Source organism: Paenibacillus nitricinens, assembly GCF_052056485.1.
Classification (GTDB): domain Bacteria; phylum Bacillota; class Bacilli; order Paenibacillales; family Paenibacillaceae; genus Paenibacillus_AQ; species Paenibacillus_AQ nitricinens.
In genome coordinates, this window is the sequence record NZ_CP183948.1 from 1 (window position 1) to 23,180 (window position 23,180).

At 45.3% G+C, this 23,180-nt stretch carries 15 protein-coding genes and 3 rRNA genes; 17 read left to right on the forward strand and 1 reads right to left on the reverse strand.

Annotated elements, in window-relative coordinates:
• The 6 genes from dnaA to gyrB all read left to right on the forward strand — a co-directional run bounded on the left by dnaA (nt 1) and on the right by gyrB (nt 6,329).
• Nucleotides 1-1,347, forward strand: coding sequence for a chromosomal replication initiator protein DnaA (dnaA, locus tag ACN6KS_RS00005; protein ID WP_042183777.1), 1,347 nt, complete (start codon nt 1-3; stop codon nt 1,345-1,347).
• A 198-nt stretch (nt 1,348-1,545) separates the two neighbouring features.
• Nucleotides 1,546-2,688, forward strand: a complete 1,143-nt coding sequence (dnaN, locus tag ACN6KS_RS00010) for a DNA polymerase III subunit beta (RefSeq protein WP_094869719.1) — start codon at nt 1,546-1,548, stop codon at nt 2,686-2,688.
• Between the two features lie 48 nt (nt 2,689-2,736).
• Nucleotides 2,737-2,967, forward strand: a complete 231-nt coding sequence (yaaA, locus tag ACN6KS_RS00015) for a S4 domain-containing protein YaaA (RefSeq protein ID WP_042123047.1) — start codon at nt 2,737-2,739, stop codon at nt 2,965-2,967.
• A 20-nt stretch (nt 2,968-2,987) separates the two neighbouring features.
• Nucleotides 2,988-4,106 (forward strand): DNA replication/repair protein RecF, encoded by a 1,119-nt coding sequence (gene recF, locus ACN6KS_RS00020; RefSeq protein ID WP_042123050.1) that lies wholly within the window; start codon nt 2,988-2,990, stop codon nt 4,104-4,106.
• 16 nt (nt 4,107-4,122) lie between these two features.
• On the forward strand, nt 4,123-4,371 hold the full coding sequence (remB, locus tag ACN6KS_RS00025; RefSeq protein WP_440961079.1) for an extracellular matrix regulator RemB: 249 nt from the start codon (nt 4,123-4,125) through the stop codon (nt 4,369-4,371).
• A gap of 47 nt (nt 4,372-4,418) precedes the next feature.
• The gene (gene gyrB, locus ACN6KS_RS00030) at nt 4,419-6,329 is read left to right on the forward strand and encodes a DNA topoisomerase (ATP-hydrolyzing) subunit B (RefSeq protein WP_094869718.1); all 1,911 of its coding nucleotides are present in this window, start codon (nt 4,419-4,421) and stop codon (nt 6,327-6,329) included.
• Between the two features lie 121 nt (nt 6,330-6,450).
• Here the strand turns inward: gyrB and ACN6KS_RS00035 are convergent, their stop codons facing one another.
• The gene (locus ACN6KS_RS00035; protein WP_094874789.1) at nt 6,451-7,326 is read right to left on the reverse strand and encodes a YheC/YheD family protein; all 876 of its coding nucleotides are present in this window, start codon (nt 7,324-7,326) and stop codon (nt 6,451-6,453) included.
• A gap of 355 nt (nt 7,327-7,681) precedes the next feature.
• Between ACN6KS_RS00035 and gyrA the strand changes: the two genes are divergently transcribed.
• The 11 genes from gyrA (at nt 7,682) to ACN6KS_RS00090 (ending at nt 23,178) form a co-directional block, all read left to right on the forward strand.
• Nucleotides 7,682-10,222: a DNA gyrase subunit A gene (gyrA, locus tag ACN6KS_RS00040; protein WP_094874790.1), complete on the forward strand. Its 2,541-nt coding sequence runs from the start codon at nt 7,682-7,684 to the stop codon at nt 10,220-10,222.
• 268 nt (nt 10,223-10,490) lie between these two features.
• Nucleotides 10,491-11,588, forward strand: a complete 1,098-nt coding sequence (locus ACN6KS_RS00045; protein ID WP_280788005.1) for an HD-GYP domain-containing protein — start codon at nt 10,491-10,493, stop codon at nt 11,586-11,588.
• 389 nt (nt 11,589-11,977) lie between these two features.
• Nucleotides 11,978-13,535: ribosomal RNA gene (locus tag ACN6KS_RS00050) — 16S ribosomal RNA — on the forward strand.
• Nucleotides 13,536-13,797: 262 nt separating this feature from the next.
• Nucleotides 13,798-16,725: ribosomal RNA gene (locus tag ACN6KS_RS00055) — 23S ribosomal RNA — on the forward strand.
• Nucleotides 16,726-16,857: 132 nt separating this feature from the next.
• A 5S ribosomal RNA gene (gene rrf / locus ACN6KS_RS00060) occupies nt 16,858-16,974 on the forward strand.
• Together the 16S, 23S and 5S rRNA genes form the textbook arrangement of a ribosomal RNA operon.
• Nucleotides 16,975-17,129: 155 nt before the next feature.
• Entirely contained in the window at nt 17,130-18,746 is a 1,617-nt protein-coding gene (locus ACN6KS_RS00065; protein WP_440961080.1) for an ABC transporter substrate-binding protein, read from the forward strand.
• Entirely contained in the window at nt 18,743-19,732 is a 990-nt protein-coding gene (locus tag ACN6KS_RS00070; protein ID WP_440961081.1) for an ABC transporter permease, read from the forward strand. Before ACN6KS_RS00065 ends, ACN6KS_RS00070 begins: the two co-directional genes overlap by 4 nt.
• Nucleotides 19,729-20,595, forward strand: coding sequence for an ABC transporter permease (locus ACN6KS_RS00075; protein WP_440961082.1), 867 nt, complete (start codon nt 19,729-19,731; stop codon nt 20,593-20,595). Before ACN6KS_RS00070 ends, ACN6KS_RS00075 begins: the two co-directional genes overlap by 4 nt.
• Nucleotides 20,592-21,359, forward strand: a complete 768-nt coding sequence (locus ACN6KS_RS00080; protein ID WP_280789135.1) for an ABC transporter ATP-binding protein — start codon at nt 20,592-20,594, stop codon at nt 21,357-21,359. Before ACN6KS_RS00075 ends, ACN6KS_RS00080 begins: the two co-directional genes overlap by 4 nt.
• Entirely contained in the window at nt 21,350-22,123 is a 774-nt protein-coding gene (locus ACN6KS_RS00085; RefSeq protein WP_440961083.1) for an ABC transporter ATP-binding protein, read from the forward strand. The genes ACN6KS_RS00080 and ACN6KS_RS00085 overlap by 10 nt, the downstream gene beginning before the upstream one ends.
• Nucleotides 22,120-23,178: a pyridoxal-phosphate-dependent aminotransferase family protein gene (locus tag ACN6KS_RS00090; protein ID WP_440961084.1), complete on the forward strand. Its 1,059-nt coding sequence runs from the start codon at nt 22,120-22,122 to the stop codon at nt 23,176-23,178. The genes ACN6KS_RS00085 and ACN6KS_RS00090 overlap by 4 nt, the downstream gene beginning before the upstream one ends.
• The last annotated feature ends 2 nt before the right edge of the window (nt 23,179-23,180 follow it).

Genomic DNA, 23,180 nt, shown 5'->3' on the forward strand with positions numbered 1-23,180 from the left:
GTGGACAGCCATACTTCCGAATTATGGCAGCAAATTTTATCGATTATTCAAACCAAATTAAGCAAGCCGAGCTTTGATACCTGGTTTAAGGCTACTAAAGCGATAACCTTCAACTCCCAGGTTCTCATTATCTCGGCACCTACAACGTTCGCAGTAGAATGGCTGGAAAGTCGCTACACCAAACTAGTAGGAGCAACGGTCTACGAAGTCACTGGGAAACAAGTGGATGTAAAATTCGTGATTGAAGAAAGCAAGCCGCCTGAGCTTGTGGTTCAACAATCCGCCCCCACTCCCGTAGTATCACGAGAAGAAGCGCAAACGCATCTCCTCAATCCCAAGTACACTTTTGACACTTTTGTAATCGGCTCCGGCAACCGTTTTGCGCATGCGGCCTCACTGGCAGTAGCCGAAGCGCCGGCCAAAGCATACAATCCCTTGTTTTTATATGGTGGTGTAGGTCTGGGCAAAACCCATTTAATGCATGCCATTGGGCACTATGTTCTAGAACATAACCCGAATAACAAGGTTATTTACATCTCATCAGAGAAATTCACGAATGAATTTATCAATTCGATCCGTGATAACCGCGGTGAAAGCTTCCGCAATAAGTATCGTAACGTTGACATTTTGCTTATTGACGATATTCAATTCCTCGCCGGAAAAGAGTCCACGCAGGAGGAATTTTTTCATACGTTCAATGCGCTCCACGAAGAACGCAAGCAAATTATCATCTCCAGCGACCGACCGCCAAAGGAAATTCCCACACTGGAAGAACGGCTGCGTTCACGGTTCGAGTGGGGCTTGATTACGGATATTCAACCACCCGATCTAGAAACCCGAATTGCGATTTTGCGCAAAAAGGCGAAGGCAGAGAACCTTGATATCCCTAATGAGGCCATGATGTATATTGCTAATCAGATTGATACCAATATTCGTGAGCTTGAGGGTGCATTAATCCGGGTTGTTGCTTACTCTTCGCTAACCAACCAGGATGTAACCACACATTTGGCAGCTGAAGCACTCAAGGATATCATTCCTTCCAGCCGCCCGAAAATGATTACCATCGCTGATATTCAGCAAAAAGTCGGTGAATACTACAATTTGCGCCTTGAAGACTTCAAAGCACGAAAACGTACAAAAGCCGTAGCGTTTCCACGTCAAATCGCAATGTATCTCTCCCGTGAACTAACGGATTATTCGCTGCCTAAGATTGGTGAGGCGTTCGGAGGACGTGACCATACGACCGTAATTCACGCGCATGATAAAATTACACAGTCATTAAAGGTCGATCAGGAGTTGTACAAAGTGGTAAATAATCTTGCGGAGAAAATTAAAAATCCTTCCTAAGAGGAACAAAGAGCCTATACACAATCTATACACATGTGGGTAGGCTTAATTTTATGCTATTTGATAGGGTTATCCACATATTAGACGCCCCTACTACTAATACTATTAAATAACTATAATAATTCATCATGTAAAGACTCGTAATAACGAGCAACAAAATACAACGAAATTCCCAATTTTTCAGCTAGGAGTGAAATCATGAAAATAAGCATTCTTAAAAATGAACTCAACGAATCCATTCAACACGTATCCAAAGCAATCTCCAGTAGAACAACCATCCCTATTCTGACCGGTATTAAGCTGGAAGTTAGCCATCAAGGCGTCACATTAACTGCAAGCGACACCGATATTTCCATCCAATCGTTTATTCCAGCAGAGAATGACAGCCATACGATCGTGAAAATAGATCAGCCCGGAAGTGTTGTTCTTCCCGCTAAATTTTTCGTAGAGATTATTAAGAAGCTGCCCTCCAAAGAGATTCACATGGAAGTTAAAGAAGGATTCCAAACATATATTTCTTCTGGATCCACTGAGATTCAGATTGTAGGTTTAGACCCTGAAGAATTCCCGGTGCTACCGAGTATTGAGGAGAACGAAACTATCTCTATACCAGGTGATTTGCTGAAAAATATGATTAAACAAACTGCTTTTTCTATTTCTACCCAAGAGACAACTCCGATTTTAACAGGTATACTGTGGAATCTGGCCGATAATGAATTTAAGTTTACAGCGACTGACCGTCACCGCTTAGCTACAAGAGCAGCAAGACTAGAAGGTACGGAGAATGTTCAATTTGCCAATATCGTAATCGCTGGTAAAACCCTTAATGAGCTAAGCAAAATTATCCCTGATCAAAATATGCTCGTTGATATTGTCGTTGCGGACAATCAAGTTCTTTTTAAACTCGACAAAGTTCTGTTCTATTCACGGATCCTCGATGGAATTTATCCGGATACTTCTAGAATTATTCCAACAACCTACAAAACAGAACTAACTTTGGACACAAAAAAATTAAGTGAATCAATTGATCGTGCTTATTTGCTGTCCCGTGAAGAAAAAACGAATATTGTGCGCATGCAGACACTTGATCAAGGCGGCATTGAAATTTCTTCTAGCTCTTCCGAGCTTGGTAAAGTTCGTGAGGAACTTGAAGTCATTGATTTCAAAGGTGAACCACTCAAAATATCTTTCAACTCCAAATATATGCTCGATGTCCTAAAAGTTATTGAGAGTGAGCAGCTTGTTATAGCCTTCACAGGGATGATGAGTCCGATCATTTTGAAGCCACTCGATCAAACCAATAGCTTGTATATCATTTTGCCTTACCGTACAACAAATTAATGCCAACATTCATGAACATGTGGATAAGTGGCTGAAAGGATAAAAATCATGAAAAAAATACTTATCCACAGTGGATATATCAAGCTAGATCAATTCCTGAAACTTTCCGATTGTGTATCCACAGGTGGAATGGCTAAAGCTTTATTGCAAGAAGGACATGTGCTGGTTAACGGAGAAGTAGAGGAACGGCGTGGAAGAAAGCTTTATCCGGGTGATCAAATTGAAGTGCAGGATAACGGCACATTTCAGGTTGAAGGCGGAGGAGTTAAAGAGGAGTAGGCTAGGGGAGGAACCATTTCGTGTTTGTTAAAAATATCGGTCTGCAGCATTATCGAAATTACGGGCTGCTGCGTCTGGAGAGCCTGGGCGATGTGAATCTGATTCTGGGTCAGAACGCCCAAGGCAAAACAAACCTCATGGAGGCATTGTTCGTCCTGGCGATGACCAAAAGCCACCGCACCTCGAAGGATCGCGAACTTATCTCATTCGATGCCCCTGGAGACGCTGCTCAGATCATTGCTGAGGTAGAACGTAAGTACGGCGATCTCAAGCTAGAGCTCACCCTATCTGCCAAAGGTAAAAAAGCTAAGATTAACGGTTTAGAACAACGACGTCTTAGTGAGTTTGTGGGATCACTCAATGTGGTCATGTTCGCACCGGAAGATTTAGAGATCGTAAAAGGCACACCTGGGATCAGACGGCGTTTTCTCGATATGGAGATTGGCCAAGTCCAGCCTAGTTATCTCTTTCACCTCCAGCAGTATCAAAAAATCCTCTTACAAAGGGGCAATTTGCTAAAGCAGTTGTGGGGAAAAGAGGCAGCGGGAAAAGACCTTTTGGAAATCTGGGATGCTCAACTTGTGGAGCACGGTGTTAAAATCGTAAAAAAAAGGAAACAATTCATAAAGAAGCTGCAAATATGGGCTGAAAGCATACACCGGGGGATTACGAACGGCGGAGAAGAACTGAAATTGCTTTATGTCCCCTCTTTCGGCGATCGGGATGAGGAAGATGAAGCTGTCTTATTAGACAATTTTATGTTAAAGTTATCACAAACGAGAGAACAAGAAATCAGGCGCGGCATGACGCTGACGGGTCCCCATCGGGATGACCTGTCCTTTTTTATCAACGGAAGGGAAGCTCAGGTCTACGGTTCTCAGGGACAGCAGCGTACAACGGCTTTATCGCTCAAGCTGGCGGAAATCGAGCTGATCCATGAAGAAATCGGAGAATATCCTGTGCTGCTTCTTGATGATGTTTTATCCGAGCTTGATCCTTACCGACAGACCCAGCTTATTGAAACCTTTCAAAGCAAGGTACAGACATTCATTACCGCTACTGGGATTGAGGGTCTGAATGCCGATAAATTAAAGGGCGCCAGCCTATATCATGTTCATGATGGAAAAGTGGAGTTATAAAGAGCGGAGGAAGATCATGTATATTCATTTGGGCGGGGAGAAGATTATTCGCTCTTCGGAGTTAATTGCAATATTTGATATTTCGATTGAGAAATCTTCCAAGGTGTCTAAGCAATTCGTCACTCACTCTGAGCAGGACAAGAAGCTTGAGCGGATTGGTGAAGAGGAAGCAAAATCTATTGTTGTAACTAAAAATATCGTGTATTACTCCCCCATTTCCTCCTCCACTCTCAAAAAAAGAGCCAAAATTTTGCTCGAAATATAACTTACGTTTAGTAACAAAGAGATAATCTGAAAGAAGTAGGTGAAGGCATGTCAATGAATCAACCGACATATGATGAGAGCCAGATTCAGGTACTGGAAGGGCTAGAAGCTGTCCGGAAACGTCCGGGCATGTATATTGGTTCCACTAGTTCTAAAGGTCTCCATCACTTGGTGTGGGAGGTCGTAGATAATAGTATCGATGAGGCCCTAGCAGGTTATTGTGACCGGATTCAAGTGATTATTCATGAGGATAACGGGATTACTGTTATCGATAATGGACGTGGCATACCTGTAGGTGAAAATGAAAAACTTAAAAAGTCGACGCTTGAAGTTGTAATGACAGTACTGCATGCAGGCGGTAAATTCGGCGGCGGCGGATATAAAGTATCAGGCGGCTTACACGGTGTGGGTATCTCCGTAGTAAATGCCTTGTCTGAGAAGGTTGTTGTTAATGTTAAGCGTGATGGGCATATTTATCAGCAGGAATACAGACGTGGTGCACCACAGTATGAGATTAAAGTTGTTGGAGATACGGACGAGACAGGTACGACTACAACTTTCCATCCGGATCCTGAGATCTTTACTGAAACCACGGTCTTTGAATATGCGACACTGCTTACTCGTATTCGGGAGCTAGCTTTTCTTAACAAAGGAATTGAGCTTTCACTCCATGATGAGCGGACCGATGTTACCAACGTGTTCAAATACGAGGGCGGTATCGTTGAATATGTGAAATATCTGAATGAGAAAAAAGAAGCGCTGCACGAGGATCCAATCTACGTGGAAGGCTCACGGGATATGATTCAGGTTGAAGTAGCTCTCCAATATAATGATTCGTATACAGAGAACATCTACTCTTTTGCGAATAATATTAATACCCATGAGGGCGGAACGCATGAATCCGGCTTCAAAAGTGCTCTAACACGTATCATCAACGATTACGCCCGTAAAGCCGGTGTGCTGAAGGATGGTAATTCAAACCTGACTGGCGACGACGTGCGTGAAGGATTGACAGCCATTATTTCTGTCAAAATTCCAGAGCCGCAGTTCGAAGGTCAAACGAAGACTAAGCTCGGAAATAGTGAAGTCCGTGGAATAGTAGAATCACTGTTCGGAGAGAAATTACAGGAATTCCTGGAAGAGAATCCGGCAGTATCACGCCGTGTCCTTGAGAAGTCGCTTTCAGCTTCACGTGCACGAGAAGCCGCTCGTAAGGCTCGTGAGTTAACCCGCCGTAAGAGTGCGCTTGAAGTCAGTGCACTACCTGGTAAACTTGCGGACTGTTCATCCAAGGATGCGTCTATCAGCGAACTGTATATCGTCGAAGGTGACTCTGCGGGTGGATCGGCCAAGCAGGGCCGGGATCGTCATTTCCAAGCGATTCTACCGCTGCGTGGTAAGATTCTAAACGTAGAAAAGGCACGCTTAGACCGTATTTTATCCAACGCCGAGATCCGGGCTATTATTACTGCTCTTGGTACAGGAATCAGTGAAGATTTTGACCTATCGAAGGCTCGTTACCATAAAGTCGTTATTATGACGGATGCCGACGTCGATGGAGCTCATATTAGAACTCTGTTGTTAACATTCTTCTACCGTTACATGCGGAAGCTGGTAGATGCAGGTTATATCTATATCGCACAACCGCCTTTGTTCAAGATAGAACGCAACAAAGTGATCCGTTATGCAGGCAGCGAGAAGGAACGCGATGAGATTATCGCCTCTTTTGGTGAGAATGTTAAGGTCAATGTCCAGCGCTACAAAGGTTTGGGTGAAATGAATGCTACCCAGCTGTGGGACACGACGATGGATCCTGAGGCTCGTATGATGCTACAAGTAACGATTGAAGATGCGATGCTTGCTGATAGTATCTTTGATACGCTGATGGGCGATAATGTTGAACCAAGACGTGACTTTATCCATGAGCATGCGAAGAGTGTCAGATACCTTGATGTGTAAGAAAATATAAGGATAATGTATAAAGTGAAACTTATACTTTCTTATATTTTAATAAAACCTCCGGCTTCTGTTCCTAATGGAATGAGAATGCTGGAGGTTTTTTGTTTTCAGATCCGGTTTTTTAGGCTTTATTATATTGTCTATTGCGGGTAGTATATGGCGATTTTCTAGCTTTTACACGTCCGTATGCTACAGCATAGCGGTGTATTCTACGATAGATAGATTTATCAGGAAATAACTTGAATACAACAATAGATGGAAGCGTGTTGACCTCAAGCAGCCACATATCCATATGCTGATCCATGGCAATATCCAGACCAATTTCTTTAATTCCTGGATAGGTAGTTTCCAATTGGCCTGCAATTTGTACACCTAAAGATTTTAATTGATTAATCGTGGAGAGTGTTTCAGAAGGGTTCATATGATTTTTTAATAATGTATTTACTGACTGAATACTGCCTCCACTATGATAATTGGTGACAATTTTCTGAGGGGCAGCTACTCTTCCGAGCATTCCTGTTGTTTCCCATGCACCTGATGGAGTCTTTTGGGCAAGAACTCGAAGGTCGAAGGGACGATCTTGGTGACGCAGGAGATCAATTCCTTTTTGGACGAGGTAGGTACGGTTCTGAATTCGTTTCTGTAAGGCCTCATGCAGCTCTTCGGGGGAGAAGAAAACTTCTGCCATCTTTGCATATCTTAGAATATATAGGACCTGTGCTTCTTGCTGTTGTCTCTCCTCGTTATCGGCGGTGACATTTATTTCAGTCTTTTGCTGGCTAGGACTTAAAATCACCGTACGCTGCTCAGCTCTCATTACACCAATACCAAAGCTTCCGCGATCAGGTTTTATATAGACCATAGCATATAACGCAAGCATTTCTTTAAGAACACTTAAATCGTATTTACGGGTATCAGGCACATATAGAGATAGAGATTGATTTTGAAGGATAACTTTTGTTTTAGCCCATTTACTTGGGACACGTTGAATCTTCATTATCTTCCTCCTTAACAATTTTGTGCAGCAATTGCTCATTTGAATTCCCTTGTACAAAACTTGCTGTGGAAGCATAATCTTTGGCAGCTGAAAATCAGGACAAGCTACCTAAACAATGGTATAATATAAGGATATGGGGTTATGCCTTATCGAACGATACTAGGATAATAAAACCGTGTTTCTTGTCTTTACAGTCTATGTACTAAAGACATTTGCGGAAAGGGCGAATACCCTAATCAGCGCAAAAGAAATCAATATTAGAAGATAAAAGGCTATCATGTTTAATTGTGCTACTTTTGTGAAAGTAATATAATTAAGGGTAGCGGTTTTTTAACTGAAGGAGGTCCAGCAACTCATGGCTGAACAAAATAACCCACAAGTCAAAGATCGGGACATTGGCGTGGAAATGCGTGAATCCTTTATGGATTACGCAATGAGCATCATTGTTAGCCGGGCTTTGCCAGATGTGCGGGACGGACTCAAGCCGGTTCACCGACGCATTTTGTTTGCGATGTCGGAACTTGGAATGTCTGCGGATAAGCCTCATAAGAAATCGGCAAGAATCGTCGGTGAGGTTATCGGTAAGTACCACCCTCACGGTGACTCAGCTGTCTATGAAACAATGGTACGGATGGCTCAGGATTTCTCTATGCGCTATATGCTTGTGGACGGTCACGGGAACTTTGGTTCGATCGATGGTGATATGGCTGCAGCGATGCGTTATACAGAAGCCCGTCTTTCCAAGATTGCAGGCGAAATGCTTCGAGATTTGAACAAAGAAACAGTAGATTTCGCACCCAACTATGATGGTGAAGAGAATGAGCCAGTTGTATTACCAGCTCGCTATCCGAACCTGCTCGTGAATGGGGTATCTGGTATAGCTGTAGGTATGGCTACTAATATTCCACCGCATAACCTAGGCGAAGTTATCGATGGTGTGCAGGCGATGATTAAGAATCCTGATATCACACCTATGGAATTGATGGAGTATATCCAAGGCCCTGATTTCCCTACGGCTGGATATATCTTGGGTCGTGAGGGCATTCGTCAAGCTTATCGTACAGGGCGTGGTTCAGTGACCATGCGTGCTAAGGCAACGATTGAAGAAAACAACGGTAAGGCGCGCATCATTGTACATGAGCTGCCATATCAGGTGAACAAGGCAAGATTGGTTGAGAAAATTGCAGAATTAGTACGTGAGAAACGGATCGAGGGTATAACAGATCTTCGAGATGAGTCTGACCGTAACGGTATGCGTGTAGTTGTTGAGATGAGACGCGATGTGAATCCAAATGTTGTGTTGAACAATCTATATAAACATACTTCTATGCAATCCACATTTGGGATCAACATGCTTGCCATTGTAAACAACGAGCCGAAAATTCTTAATCTGCGTGATGTGCTCTATCATTATTTGCAGCACCAGATTGAAGTTATCCGTCGTCGTACAATATTTGATCTTAAAAAAGCTGAAGCACGCGCTCATATTTTAGAAGGTCTGCGTATTGCGCTGGATCATCTGGATGAAGTTATTGCGTTAATTCGCGCGTCACGGACAACGGATATCGCCCGTGATGGATTAATGAGCACCTTTAGCCTCAGTATAGAACAGGCTCAAGCAATCCTCGATATGCGGATGCAACGTCTGACCGGTCTGGAACGGGAAAAGATCGAGAATGAATATAACGAATTGCTCGCTAAAATCGCAGAGTACCGTGAAATTTTGGCGAATGAGCATCTTGTACTGGAAATCATCAGCAACGAGCTGCAGGATATTCGTGATAGATATTCTGATGATCGCCGGACAGAGATTACGGTTGGTGAAGAAAGTATCCTGGATGAAGACCTTATTCCGCGTGAAGAGGTTGTTATCACTATTACACATACGGGATACATCAAACGTCTACCTGTCAGCACCTACCGCAGCCAGAAGCGCGGAGGGCGCGGAGTTATAGGAATGGACACCAAGGACCAGGATTTTGTGGAGCATCTCTTCGTGAGTAACTCTCATAACTATCTGATGTTCTTTACCGATAAGGGTAAGGTGTACCGGATTAAGGCTTATGAGATCCCAGAGCTGGGTCGTACTGCACGTGGGACACCAATCATCAACCTGATTCAAATTGAACAAGGTGAGAAGATTAGTGCCGTAATCCAAGTGGAAGAGAGCGATAGTGACAAGTACTTGTTCTTTGCTACCCGCGAAGGTATCGTGAAGAAGACGCCACTTGAGGATTACAATAACATCCGCAAGGGCGGACTTATCGCTATTAATCTTCGTGAAGAGGATTCCCTAATTGAGGTTAAGCTGACAGATGGTCAGCAGAATCTTATTATCGGTACAGCTCGCGGAATGTCGATTACGTTCTCAGAGAATGATGTTCGTTCTATGGGCCGTAGCGCGACTGGCGTGAAGGGCATTACGCTTGACAGTAATGACCATGTCATCGGTATGGACTGTGTTGATAAGGAGCTTGAGGTCCTGATTGTTACTAGCAAGGGTTATGGTAAACGGACCCCAGCTGGTGATTATCGTTCTCAGACTCGTGGCGGTAAAGGGATCAAGACCATTAATCTCACAGAGAAGAATGGCCCTGTAGTTGGTCTTAAGGTTGTTAGAGATGACGAAGACTTAATGATCATTACTACAAGCGGTACCTTGATCCGTACCAGCATGGATGGAATTTCTACTATGGGCCGTTATGCGCAAGGGGTTAAGCTAATTAACATCCGCGAGGATGATGCTGTGGCTACCCTGTGTAGAGCGGATAAGAACGAAGAGGACGAAATGTCTGAAGAGATGGAAGGCCTCGAGGAACAAGTAACAGTAGATGAATCTGGTGATATTGATCAACCGGAAACTATCGCTGAGGATCAAGAAGATAACTTAGAGTAGGTTATATTCAATAAAGAGCAAGGGATTCTATTACAGAGTCCCTTGCTCTTTTTGCTGTGATTAATTAATAGCAAGTTATTTAAAGAAATTTAATGAGAATTTTTATAAGAATAGTTTTCATTTCACTAGTCGCTTCCTTTTATCCGTACTATAATTAGCCGATAGAGTATAAATCAGTATATAAAGTACTATTTTCTCAGAAATTATCTGTCATATTAGATTTCGGTAATCCTGAGCTTATTGTTATAGAAATTAAGGGGCTGAGTATATGCCAAGTGTGTTGGCTGGAGAAGTTAAAGCAGGCTCAAAGATAACCAAAGATGTAACTACACCTCTGGGGGGGATTTTGTTCACTAAGGGAAAAATACTACTTCCCCGTGATCTAGAAATTTTAGAAGCTTTTTTGGTTGGGCAAGTGGAGATCGAAGGTGTTCAGGGAGAGGCCAACTCTGATGCTGTCAAAAAAAACGCCAAGCAGACAGCACTTAAAGCTGGAGCGATTATAAATGAATCGATGCTGATCAAGAACAATTCCCCACTACATGATGAATATGAAAAAATGATCGCACTTATTAGAACCAGCTATCGTTCGGTAACAGCAGCCTCACTTCCTATTTTTGAGTTGCGGAGTCAGTTAGAGTTACTAATTAGTCATTTAAAGGATTATCATGTGTTGAAGTTTTCTCCACGTACGCTAAAAGACGAGGATTACAACTATCACAATGCCGTGCTGTCCGCGTTAACATCCTATAAGATCGCTCAGTGGTGCGGGTATCCGCAAAAGGATTGGATGCAGATCGCTTTTGCTGGATTACTACATGACATCGGAAACGCGAAAGTAGATAGTTCTCTTTTACATAAGCCGGAATCACTTAATAGTGCCGAAATAGAAGAGGTTCGCAGACATACTACATATGGCTATCAATTACTGCGTAATGTCACAGCGATTAATGAAGGGGTAAGACTAACGGCATTGCAGCATCATGAGAAGGTCGATGGGTCTGGTTACCCACTTAAGCTAGAAGGTAGCCAGATTCATTTTTACGCCAAAGTAGTAGCGGTAGCAGATATATTCCATGCTATGACTCTAGAAAGGGCTTATAGAAAAGCACAGTCTCCTTATTTAGTGTTAGAGCAGATAATGACAGAAAGCTTCGGTAAGCTTGACCCAGTTGTTGTACAGACCTTTATACAGAAGAGCACAGATTTGTTTAATGGAACCAGAATACGTCTGAGCGATGGACGTCATGGAGAGATCATATTTACTGACCGTGCTAATCCAACACGTCCTATGATTAAGGTAGAGGGTACGATTGTTAACCTAATGTTGGAGCGAGATTTGTATATTCAGGAGATCATTGCTTAGAGAAAGAAGTATTAAGAGACTCCATAAATGTGACTGTGCTAACAGGTATACACCAATATATAAAGGGTGATTGATAGTACAGTCTCTTATTTATAGATTATTTTGAAAAAAGTGTTGCAATGAATCTCTATACATGATATATTCTAAGTCCGGCCAAGAAATACACATGCCGAGCTCGAAAAAGAAGTTAAAAAAAGAGCTTGACATTAAATAGCCGGACATGATATAGTATAAGAGTTGCTGCTGAGACATTAAACGGCGCCAACGAGAACTTGATCTTTGAAAACTGAACAACGAGTGAGTAGGAAATCACGAAAGTGAAATCCAAAATTAGAGAATTAATTTTCTCGTCAGATGTTTCAAAATGAGCATATCGCTCTTTTCAATACTAATTGGAGAGTTTGATCCTGGCTCAGGACGAACGCTGGCGGCGTGCCTAATACATGCAAGTCGAGCGGAGTTATTTTGAAAGCTTGCTTTCAAAATAACTTAGCGGCGGACGGGTGAGTAACACGTAGGCAACCTGCCCTTTAGACTGGGATAACTACCGGAAACGGTAGCTAATACCGGATAATTTCTTTTTTCTCCTGAAGAAAGAATGAAAGACGGAGCAATCTGTCACTGAGGGATGGGCCTGCGGCGCATTAGCTAGTTGGTGGGGTAACGGCCCACCAAGGCGACGATGCGTAGCCGACCTGAGAGGGTGAACGGCCACACTGGGACTGAGACACGGCCCAGACTCCTACGGGAGGCAGCAGTAGGGAATCTTCCGCAATGGACGAAAGTCTGACGGAGCAACGCCGCGTGAGTGATGAAGGTTTTCGGATCGTAAAGCTCTGTTGCCAGGGAAGAACGTCCGGTAGAGTAACTGCTACCGGAGTGACGGTACCTGAGAAGAAAGCCCCGGCTAACTACGTGCCAGCAGCCGCGGTAATACGTAGGGGGCAAGCGTTGTCCGGAATTATTGGGCGTAAAGCGCGCGCAGGCGGTCATTTAAGTCTGGTGTTTAAACCTTGGGCTCAACCTGAGGTCGCACTGGAAACTGGGTGACTTGAGTACAGAAGAGGAAAGTGGAATTCCACGTGTAGCGGTGAAATGCGTAGATATGTGGAGGAACACCAGTGGCGAAGGCGACTTTCTGGGCTGTAACTGACGCTGAGGCGCGAAAGCGTGGGGAGCAAACAGGATTAGATACCCTGGTAGTCCACGCCGTAAACGATGAGTGCTAGGTGTTAGGGGTTTCGATACCCTTGGTGCCGAAGTTAACACAGTAAGCACTCCGCCTGGGGAGTACGGTCGCAAGACTGAAACTCAAAGGAATTGACGGGGACCCGCACAAGCAGTGGAGTATGTGGTTTAATTCGAAGCAACGCGAAGAACCTTACCAGGTCTTGACATCCCTCTGAATCTGCTAGAGATAGTGGCGGCCTTCGGGACAGAGGAGACAGGTGGTGCATGGTTGTCGTCAGCTCGTGTCGTGAGATGTTGGGTTAAGTCCCGCAACGAGCGCAACCCTTAACTTTAGTTGCCAGCAAGTAATGTTGGGCACTCTAGAGTGACTGCCGGTGACAAACCGGAGGAAGGTGGGGATGACGTCAAATCATCATGCCCCTTATGACCTGGGCTACACACGTACTACAATGGCCGGTACAACGGGAAGCGAAACCGCGAGGTGAAGCCAATCCCATCAAAGCCGGTCTCAGTTCGGATTGCAGGCTGCAACTCGCCTGCATGAAGTCGGAATTGCTAGTAATCGCGGATCAGCATGCCGCGGTGAATACGTTCCCGGGTCTTGTACACACCGCCCGTCACACCACGAGAGTTTACAACACCCGAAGTCGGTGGGGTAACCCGCAAGGGAGCCAGCCGCCGAAGGTGGGGTAGATGATTGGGGTGAAGTCGTAACAAGGTAGCCGTATCGGAAGGTGCGGCTGGATCACCTCCTTTCTATGGAGAATCGTTTCCTGCAATGGAGACATTCAAATCGGAAGTTAAACTTCCAAATCTCAGGTTTAGGCCTGTTACTCACTCGTTGCTCAGTTTTGAGAGTTTAAGCTCTCAAGTAAGACTTGATCCTTGAAAACTGGATACCGAAACGAATTTGCGTTTTAGAACATCTTTTAGCTATAACTTGTGTAAACAAGTATGTTAGTTATTAGCTGGAAGCGAAGATTTTCGATTGTGTAAACAAGCGAAACATCAGAGCGAAGGTTAAGCTAATAAGAGCACACGGAGGATGCCTAGGCGCCAGGAGCCGACGAAGGACGTGGCGAACAACGAAACTGCCTCGGGGAGCTGTAAGCAAGCTTTGATCCGGGGGTGTCCGAATGGGGAAACCCAGCTGTGGTAATTCGCAGTTACTCATCTCTGAACACATAGGAGATGTAGAGGCAGACCAGGGGAACTGAAACATCTAAGTACCCTGAGGAAGAGAAAACAATAGTGATTCCGTCAGTAGCGGCGAGCGAACGCGGAACAGCCTAAACCTAAGAGCTTGCTCTTAGGGGTTGTGGGACGTCTCACATGGAGTTACAAAGGAATATGGTAGGCGAAGAGGTCTGGAAAGGCCCGCGATAGAGGTAAAAGCCCTGTAGCCTAAACTGTGTTCTCTCCGAGACGGATCCCGAGTAGTGCGGGGCACGTGAAACCCCGTATGAATCCAGCAGGACCATCTGCTAAGGCTAAATACTACCTGGCGACCGATAGTGAAACAGTACCGTGAGGGAAAGGTGAAAAGCACCCCGGAAGGGGAGTGAAATAGAACCTGAAACCGTGTGCTTACAAAAAGTCAGAGCCCTATTAATGGGTGATGGCGTGCCTTTTGTAGAATGAACCGGCGAGTTACGTTTAACATGCAAGGTTAAGTCGAGAAGACGGAGCCGCAGCGAAAGCGAGTCTGAATAGGGCGATTTAGTATGTGGACGTAGACCCGAAACCGTGTGATCTACCCCTGTCCAGGGTGAAGGTGCGGTAACACGCACTGGAGGCCCGAACCCACGCATGTTGAAAAATGCGGGGATGAGGTGGGGGTAGCGGAGAAATTCCAATCGAACTCGGAGATAGCTGGTTCTCCCCGAAATAGCTTTAGGGCTAGCCTCGGTATAAGAGTAGTGGAGGTAGAGCACTGATTGGGTGCGGGGTCCGCAAGGATTACCAAGCTCAGTCAAACTCCGAATGCCATATACTTATTGCCGGGAGTCAGACAGTGAGTGCTAAGATCCATTGTCAAAAGGGAAACAGCCCAGACCATCAGCTAAGGTCCCCAAGTGTGTGTTAAGTGGGAAAGGATGTGGAGTTGCACAGACAACCAGGATGTTGGCTTAGAAGCAGCCACCATTGAAAGAGTGCGTAATAGCTCACTGGTCGAGTGACTCTGCGCCGAAAATGTAACGGGGCTAAACACACCACCGAAGCTATGGCTAGATACTATGTATCTGGGGTAGGGGAGCGTTGTATGTGGGTTGAAGGTGTACCGTAAGGAGCGCTGGACAGCATACAAGTGAGAATGCCGGTATGAGTAACGAAAAGATCAGTGAGAATCTGATCCGCCGAAAGCCCAAGGTTTCCTGAGGAAGGCTCGTCCGCTCAGGGTAAGTCGGGACCTAAGGCGAGGCCGAAAGGCGTAGTCGAAGGACAACAGTTTGAAATTACTGTACCACCGTAATCCGCTATGAGCGATGGGGTGACGCAGGAGGGTAGTGACGCGGACTGATGGATATGTCCGTCTAAGCAGTGAGGCTGATGTGTAGGCAAATCCGCACATCGTTAAGGCTGGGCTGTGATGGGGAGCGAAAATTACAGTAGCGAAGGTCATGATCTCACACTGCCAAGAAAAGCCTCTAGCCAGGAGAAGGTGCCCGTACCGCAAACCGACACAGGTAGGCGAGAAGAGAATTCTAAGGCGCGCGGAAGAACTCTCGTTAAGGAACTCGGCAAAATGACCCCGTAACTTCGGGAGAAGGGGTGCCCCGGTAGTGTGAATAGCACGAGGGGGCCGCAGTGAAAAGGCCCAAGCGACTGTTTAGCAAAAACACAGGTCTGTGCGAAGCCGCAAGGCGAAGTATACGGGCTGACGCCTGCCCGGTGCTGGAAGGTTAAGGGGAGTGGTTAGGAGCAATCCGAAGCTATGAACCGAAGCCCCAGTAAACGGCGGCCGTAACTATAACGGTCCTAAGGTAGCGAAATTCCTTGTCAGGTAAATTCTGACCCGCACGAATGGCGTAACGACTTGGGCGCTGTCTCAACGAGAGATCCGGTGAAATTTTAATACCTGTGAAGATGCAGGTTACCCGCGACAAGACGGAAAGACCCCATGGAGCTTTACTGCAGCTTGATATTGAATTTGGGTACGATCTGTACAGGATAGGTGGGAGCCGTAGAAATCGGAGCGCAAGCTTCGGTGGAGGCGCCGTTGGGATACCACCCTGATCGTATCTAGGTTCTAACCTAGTACCGTAATCCGGTACGGGGACCGTGTCAGGCGGGCAGTTTGACTGGGGCGGTCGCCTCCTAAAGAGTAACGGAGGCGTTCCAAGGTTCCCTCAGAATGGTTGGAAATCATTCGAAGAGTGCAAAGGCATAAGGGAGCTTGACTGCGAGACCTACAAGTCGAGCAGGGACGAAAGTCGGACTTAGTGATCCGGTGGTACCGCATGGAAGGGCCATCGCTCAACGGATAAAAGCTACCCTGGGGATAACAGGCTTATCTCCCCCAAGAGTCCACATCGACGGGGAGGTTTGGCACCTCGATGTCGGCTCATCGCATCCTGGGGCTGAAGTAGGTCCCAAGGGTTGGGCTGTTCGCCCATTAAAGCGGTACGCGAGCTGGGTTCAGAACGTCGTGAGACAGTTCGGTCCCTATCTGTCGTGGGCGCAGGAAATTTGAGAGGAGCTGTCCTTAGTACGAGAGGACCGGGATGGACGTACCGCTGGTGCACCAGTTGTTTCGCCAGAAGCATGGCTGGGTAGCTACGTACGGACGGGATAAGCGCTGAAAGCATCTAAGCGTGAAGCCCCCCTCAAGATGAGATTTCCCAATTAGTAAGACCCCTTGAAGACGACGAGGTAGATAGGTTGGAGGTGGAAGTGCAGTAATGCATGGAGCTGACCAATACTAATCGGTCGAGGGCTTATCCTATACTTAAGACGCAAATTCAATTCGGATTCAGTTTTCAGGCATCAAGCCTGTAACCAATAAGCTGCATGTCCTTTCTGAGGACTGATATTTTCTAGCAGCGATTTCGAGAAGCGGAAGCTTCGAAAAATCATGTTTGGTGGCGATAGCGGAGGGGTTCCACGCGTACCCATCCCGAACACGACCGTTAAGCCCTCCAGCGCCGATGGTACTTGGACCGAAGGGTCCTGGGAGAGTAGGACGTTGCCAAGCACGCAAGACCACTGTTGAGTCATCGACAGTGGTCTTTTTGTTGTATTTATTTACTTAAAGGGTTAGTACGATTTAAATTTTGTTTGACAGACTACAGTGTTTAACCCATAATACAATTCATACTAAACATATATGAATTGTAGGGGGAATGGAGTATGTCATATTTTAATTTATCTTTAAAGAAGCCGCTTCTGTTTGGGGCAATATCAATATTACTATTGATGGTAATCGCGGGTTGCTCCGGATCTAATAATAAGGCTGATTCCAATAAGGAAGCTTCGGAAAATGCGAGTGCAGCAACTCAGAGTCCTCAAGCAGCAGAGCCGGCAGCAGGAGGAACCTTCGTCTATGGTCGGCCTGCTTCTGTAACCTCGCTGGATCTGCATAACCAGATTACGTCCAACAATGCTTTTGCTATCGACAAAGTATTTGAATCATTGGTTGCTTTTGACAGCAAGGGCGAAATTGTAGATTGGCTTGCGAAGTCACACAGTATTAGTGAGGATGGATTGACGTATACTTTTGAACTTCGTGAGGGTCTGAAGTTTTCAAACGGTACGGATGTGACTGCGGAAGATGCTGTATTCTCCCTTGAGCGCCACTTGAAGGTTGGTGGCCCACTGGCAATATCTGCAAAGGTGGACGCAATCAAAGCGCAAGATAACAAAACGCTTGTTATTACGCTTAAAGAGCCTTATACACCATTTATCTCAGAGCTATCCAATTTTTCAAATGGCATCTTGCCTAACCATTTTGGTGGAGTTCCCGAAGAAGAATTCTTTAAGAAGCCCATCGGAACGGGGCCCTTTGTCGTTGAATCATGGGATACAGCGGGTGATCTGACCTTCACTAAGAATAAATTCTACTGGCAAGAAGGTAAACCATATATTGATAAGCTAGTTTATAAGTTGATTGAGGATGATAGTCAAGCAATCAATCAGCTGAAAGCTGGAGAAGTTAATGCTATTGAATCTTTAGCGCTGCAAAATGCTAATGAGATCAAAGATGGAGCTGACACAAAGGTAATTACTAATGGTAGTTGGGTAACAGAGCAATTGTTCTTTAATACGCTGGATGAACATTTTTCGGATGTGCATGTTCGCCGCGCTCTGGCTCTGGCGCTTGATCGTGAAGGCTTGACCAAAGCGTTAACCTTTGGATATGCACAGACGGCAAACTCATTGCTGCCAACAACGATTCCTTACAACTCCAATGATACAATTAAGGCTCTGAACTTCAATGTCGAGGCGGCCAAGGAGGAGCTTGCTAAATCTGCCTTCCCTAATGGATTCACTACTAAATTACTTGTAGCTTCGGGCAATAGTACAAGAGCACAAGAAGCACAAATTATTCAGGCAGCGGGTCAAACGATCGGAATTACAATTGAGATTGAGTCGATTGAGCTTGCTACTTTCCGTGAACGGTTCTTTGCATATGATTTCGCCGCAATGCTCAACAGCGGTCAAGCCGACTCCCCAGAAGCGAACTCGATTATTGCTTTTCAAACTGATCCGGAAGGCTTCAGTAAATCATATTGGACCCATTATACGAATGATGAAGTAACGAAGCTGCTATATGAGGGCCAAAAAACAGCGGATGGCGATGGCCGTGCGCAAATCTATACTAAGCTGCTGCAGACACTTGCTGATGAAGTGCCGTATATTCCGCTTTATTATCCAGATGTTCTGAAAGGTATCCGTTCTTCAGTCGACGGCCTTGTTGTTCTACCTAACGGCAGCGCCCGTTTCGAAGATGTCCGCATCAGCCAATGACGAATCTTAAGCAGGTGTTAAATCAACCGAGAGGAAGCAAAGACTCTTACAACTGGCTTGTGATATCACTTATAAAAGCGCTGGCAGTAATCTGCTGCGTAATGATAGCAGTCTTTTTCATCATCCGGATTGTGCCTGGAGATCCAGCTAAAATGATATTGGGAGAATACAGTACCCCTGAGGCGCTTAAGAGTATGCATCATACTCTTGGGCTGGACCTCCCTTTGTGGGAGCAGTTCCTGCGATTTCTGAAGACGCTATTTACTCAGGGGGATACCGGAAACTCCATTGTTATGGGTACATCAACAAGAGAGTTGATTATGCAGCGAGCCCCTGTCACATTGTTGCTCATAGTAATAGCGTGTGTGTTGGCGATTTTGGTATCGCTTCTGCTTGCTACAGTAGCAGCTACGCATAAGGATAAACTGCTGGATCATTTAATACGTATTTTTCCTACAATAACTTTGGGTATGCCAATCTTCTGGGTTGGCTTACTTTTAATTTTGCTCTTTAGTGTCCGGCTTGGCTGGTTCCCCGTTGGGGGAGTAAGTGAAGGGTGGATTGGAACCTTGCACAGTCTTGCACTTCCGGCAATCACCGTTGCTTTCTCGCAGATTCCTACGCTGGTCCGTTCGTTAAGAGCGCAGATGCTTGAAGTGTTAGAATCGGATTTTGTAGTCACACTTAAGGCTGCCAGAATACCAAGCAGGGTTATTTTATTTAAACATGTGCTGCGTAATTCGGCTCTTCCAACACTGATGCTGATGGGTGTTAATATTTCTTATCTAATCGGCGGTACATTGGTCGTTGAACAGGTGTTTGGAATAAAGGGAATTGGCAGCTTGTTGTTCACTTCAATTTCGAAACGGGACTTTCCGGTTATTCAAGGAATAGCACTTTACTGTGCGTTAGCTGTTGTGATCATCAGTCTCTTGATTGAAATCATTTCTTGGTGGCTTGATCCCAGAACGAAGGGAAAACAATGAAAACTATAAGAATAGAGCCACGAATGTATGAGGGTGGCAAGATGACTAGTGGCTTAAAGCGAATATGGAATACCCCTTCACTTCTAGTGGGAATTATTATGTTTGCAGCTCTTATGTTCTTGACTGTATTCATACCGTATATAAGTCCCTATGATCCCTCCGAGCAAAATTTGAGTGCCTTTCTACAGCCTCCGTCAGCCGAGCATTGGTTGGGAACAGACCAACTGGGACGTGATCTGTTTACTAGATTGATTTATGCAGCGAGGACGGATTTAAAAATCATGGTCTTGGCAGAAATCATTCCCTTTTGCATAGGTGTGTTTCTAGGAATGCTAGCAGGATATTACGGCAAATGGATTGATACAGTTATTACGCTGCTGTCAGATACGTTGATCGCTTTTCCTTTTTATCTAATCGTCATTATCGTGGCTTTTGCCAGTGGAGCAGGAGAACGAGGCATCTATATTACGTTTATCCTTGTAGGTTGGATTGTTTTTGCTCGTGTAGTGAGAGGTCTTAGCGCATCTTTTCGCAATCAGGAATGGGTGGCATCCGCTCAAACCTTAGGGCTACCCGGAGTAAAAATTATTTTGCGTCATCTGCTGCCCAATGTGCTTCCGCAAGCCGTGGTCGTTCTTATGACAGACATGATAGGATTGCTTGTTGCCATTGTTACACTAGGGTATCTTGGGATCGGTATTACACCGCCAACTCCAGACTGGGGAACTATGATCTCGGATGGACAACCCTTCATCACTACAGCTTGGTGGCTCTCAGCTGTCCCAGGATTTGCAGTGGTGTATACCGGAATAGCTTTGTCGCTCCTAGGTGATGGTTTGGCAGACATATGGAGGAAAAAATGATGTCTATACAACCCATTTTAGAAATAAATGCACTATCGCTGGCTGCAAAATCAAAAGAGAGATTAGTCAACAATGTTAGCTTTTCGCTGAGCAAAGGGGAGAGTCTAGGATTAGTAGGTGAGTCGGGTTCAGGAAAATCGCTTACGCTGCGTGCAATTCTGGGACTACTTCCAAATGGTGTTGAACAGACAGGTGGCACCATTAAGAGTGACGTAAGCAGTGCGATGGTGTTTCAAGACCCGAGAAGTGCGCTTGATCCACTCTGTATGGTTGTCAATCAGCTGGCTGAAGTCGTGTATTACAGACAGAGAGTAAGCCGAAAGGCTTCGCGAATGATTGCGCTGGAGCTACTCGAAAGACTTGGTCTCCCTGATTCTTTAAAGAAAAAGGACCGATATCCAAGTCAGCTGTCAGGCGGTCAGTGTCAACGGGTAGTCATCGCTTTGGCACTGGCATGCAAGCCAGGCATTCTTCTCTGTGATGAGCCGACAACGGCGCTGGATGTCACGGTTCAACGGCAAATTATTGAAACGATCACGAACCTCCAGCAGGAGCTCAGTTTTGCCATGGTTTTTGTAACCCATAATCTCGCGATTGCAGCCAGCTTATGCTCACGCCTATGTGTAATGAAACAAGGGCAGATTGTTGAGCATGGTGCTACCCTTGATATTTTGCAAAATCCATCCGACCCTTACACACAGATGCTGATTGATTCGGTGCTTCCTTTGCCAGAGCTTGAAGGGAGTAGAGACTTATGGAACTAGCCTTGCAAATAAAAGATTTAACTGTTCACTATGGCGGATTTACTGCACTTGATGGTATCAATCTGAATCTTGAGCAGCACACCACTCTTGGACTTGTTGGTGAATCCGGCTCAGGCAAATCTACGCTGGCTCGAGTAATTGCTGGACTGATTGCCCCGCATGAGGGAAAGATCCTGTTAGGTACCCAAGAGTTAAAAAAGAAAAGAAGCCGGGAGCATCGTAAAATAATCCAGATGATCTTTCAAAATCCTGATGCATCGCTGAATCCAAAGCATTCGATTAGGCAAATTCTTTCCGAGCCCTTATTGTTTCATAAAATAGTGGGACGTTCGGGCGTTGAGCAAAGATGTAAAGAGCTTTTGAACCAGGTTCATTTGGAGCAAAAGGCTTTAGATAAATTCCCTCACGAATTTTCTGGTGGTCAGCGGCAACGGATAGCGATCGCTCGTGCATTAAGCGTTGAACCAAATATCCTGATCGCCGATGAACCTACGAGCGCGCTGGATGTATCTGTGCAGCTTAGTGTGCTCGAGCTGTTCAATACGCTGAAAACTGAGCTTAATCTCACTATGCTTTTTATTTCCCATGATCTAGGAGTTATCAATGCAATTAGCGATACGGTAGCAGTTATGCGGCAAGGAAAGCTCGTGGAGCAGAGTCCCAAGGATCAATTCTTCATCCGGCCTAAACATGAATATAGTTACGAGCTGTTGTCGGCGGTTCCTAAAATGCCAAAATCAAGTACATCAGGAGGTTTCTTATGAGCCCAGAACATAATATACATGTGCCACTTTCAGTGACTGAGTATAATAAGCTTACACAATTAATTTCTACAATCTTGTTTACTGAGCATCCACCAGTTATCATCCCAGCTGAGGCAATTCTGGGAATCGAGGCAGTGGCTGCAGGAATAGCCGCGCCTGGTCGAACCATTGTAAATGTAGTAACAGGTCCCTATGGAAGTCTATTTGGAAAATGGCTTGAGCGGGGAGGAGCAACGGTAATTGAAGTAAAGGTTCCTTTTGATGAAGTGGTCACTGGAGACCAAGTTGCTTCCGCAATTAAAGAGTTTAACCCTTGTGCCCTTTCCTTTGTTCAGGCTGAAGTGGTTACAGGTGGATCTAATCCGGCTAAAGAAATATTCAGGATTGCAAAGGAGTACAATCTCATTACTGTGACGGACTCGGTTTCTGCGGTTGGGGGAGAGGTGTTACTGGTCGATGAATGGGGAGTTGATTTTGCTGTGATAGGCGCGCAAAAAGCCTTGGCTGGACCTAACGGCGTTAGCGCCGTCAGTATTTCACCACGTGGCTGGAAATTTCTTGAGTCTAATAAAAATGCACCACGTAACTCCATTTTGTCCTTGCTGGATCTCAAACCTTCGCTGGATGGCGCCGCGCCACTACGAGTTGCTCCAAATATTCCGACATTAGAGGCTAGAGCTTTGATCCTGACCTTGACACGAATTGAAGAAGAGGGATTGGAGCAAATCATTCAGCGTCATGAAAGGGCTGCAGCTGCTACATTAGCGGGTATAGAATGCTTGGGGCTTGAGCCTTGGCAAAAGGACAGCAGACATTATTCTACACTGACTACAACGGTTCGGATTGGTGGAAGGCAAGACTTGCAGATCGAAAAACCTATAGGCATTGTGGCTCCAGGAGACGGAGAATTATTTGTACATCTTTTGCGGATCAATCATTTTGGAACAAATGCTGCTCGTAAAAGTGTAGAGGAAGCCATGTCAACGCTTGCTGAGTTGTTGAAACAAAACCCTGATCAGGCATTACAAGCTGTTCGGCTGGCTTGGGGGGTATGAAG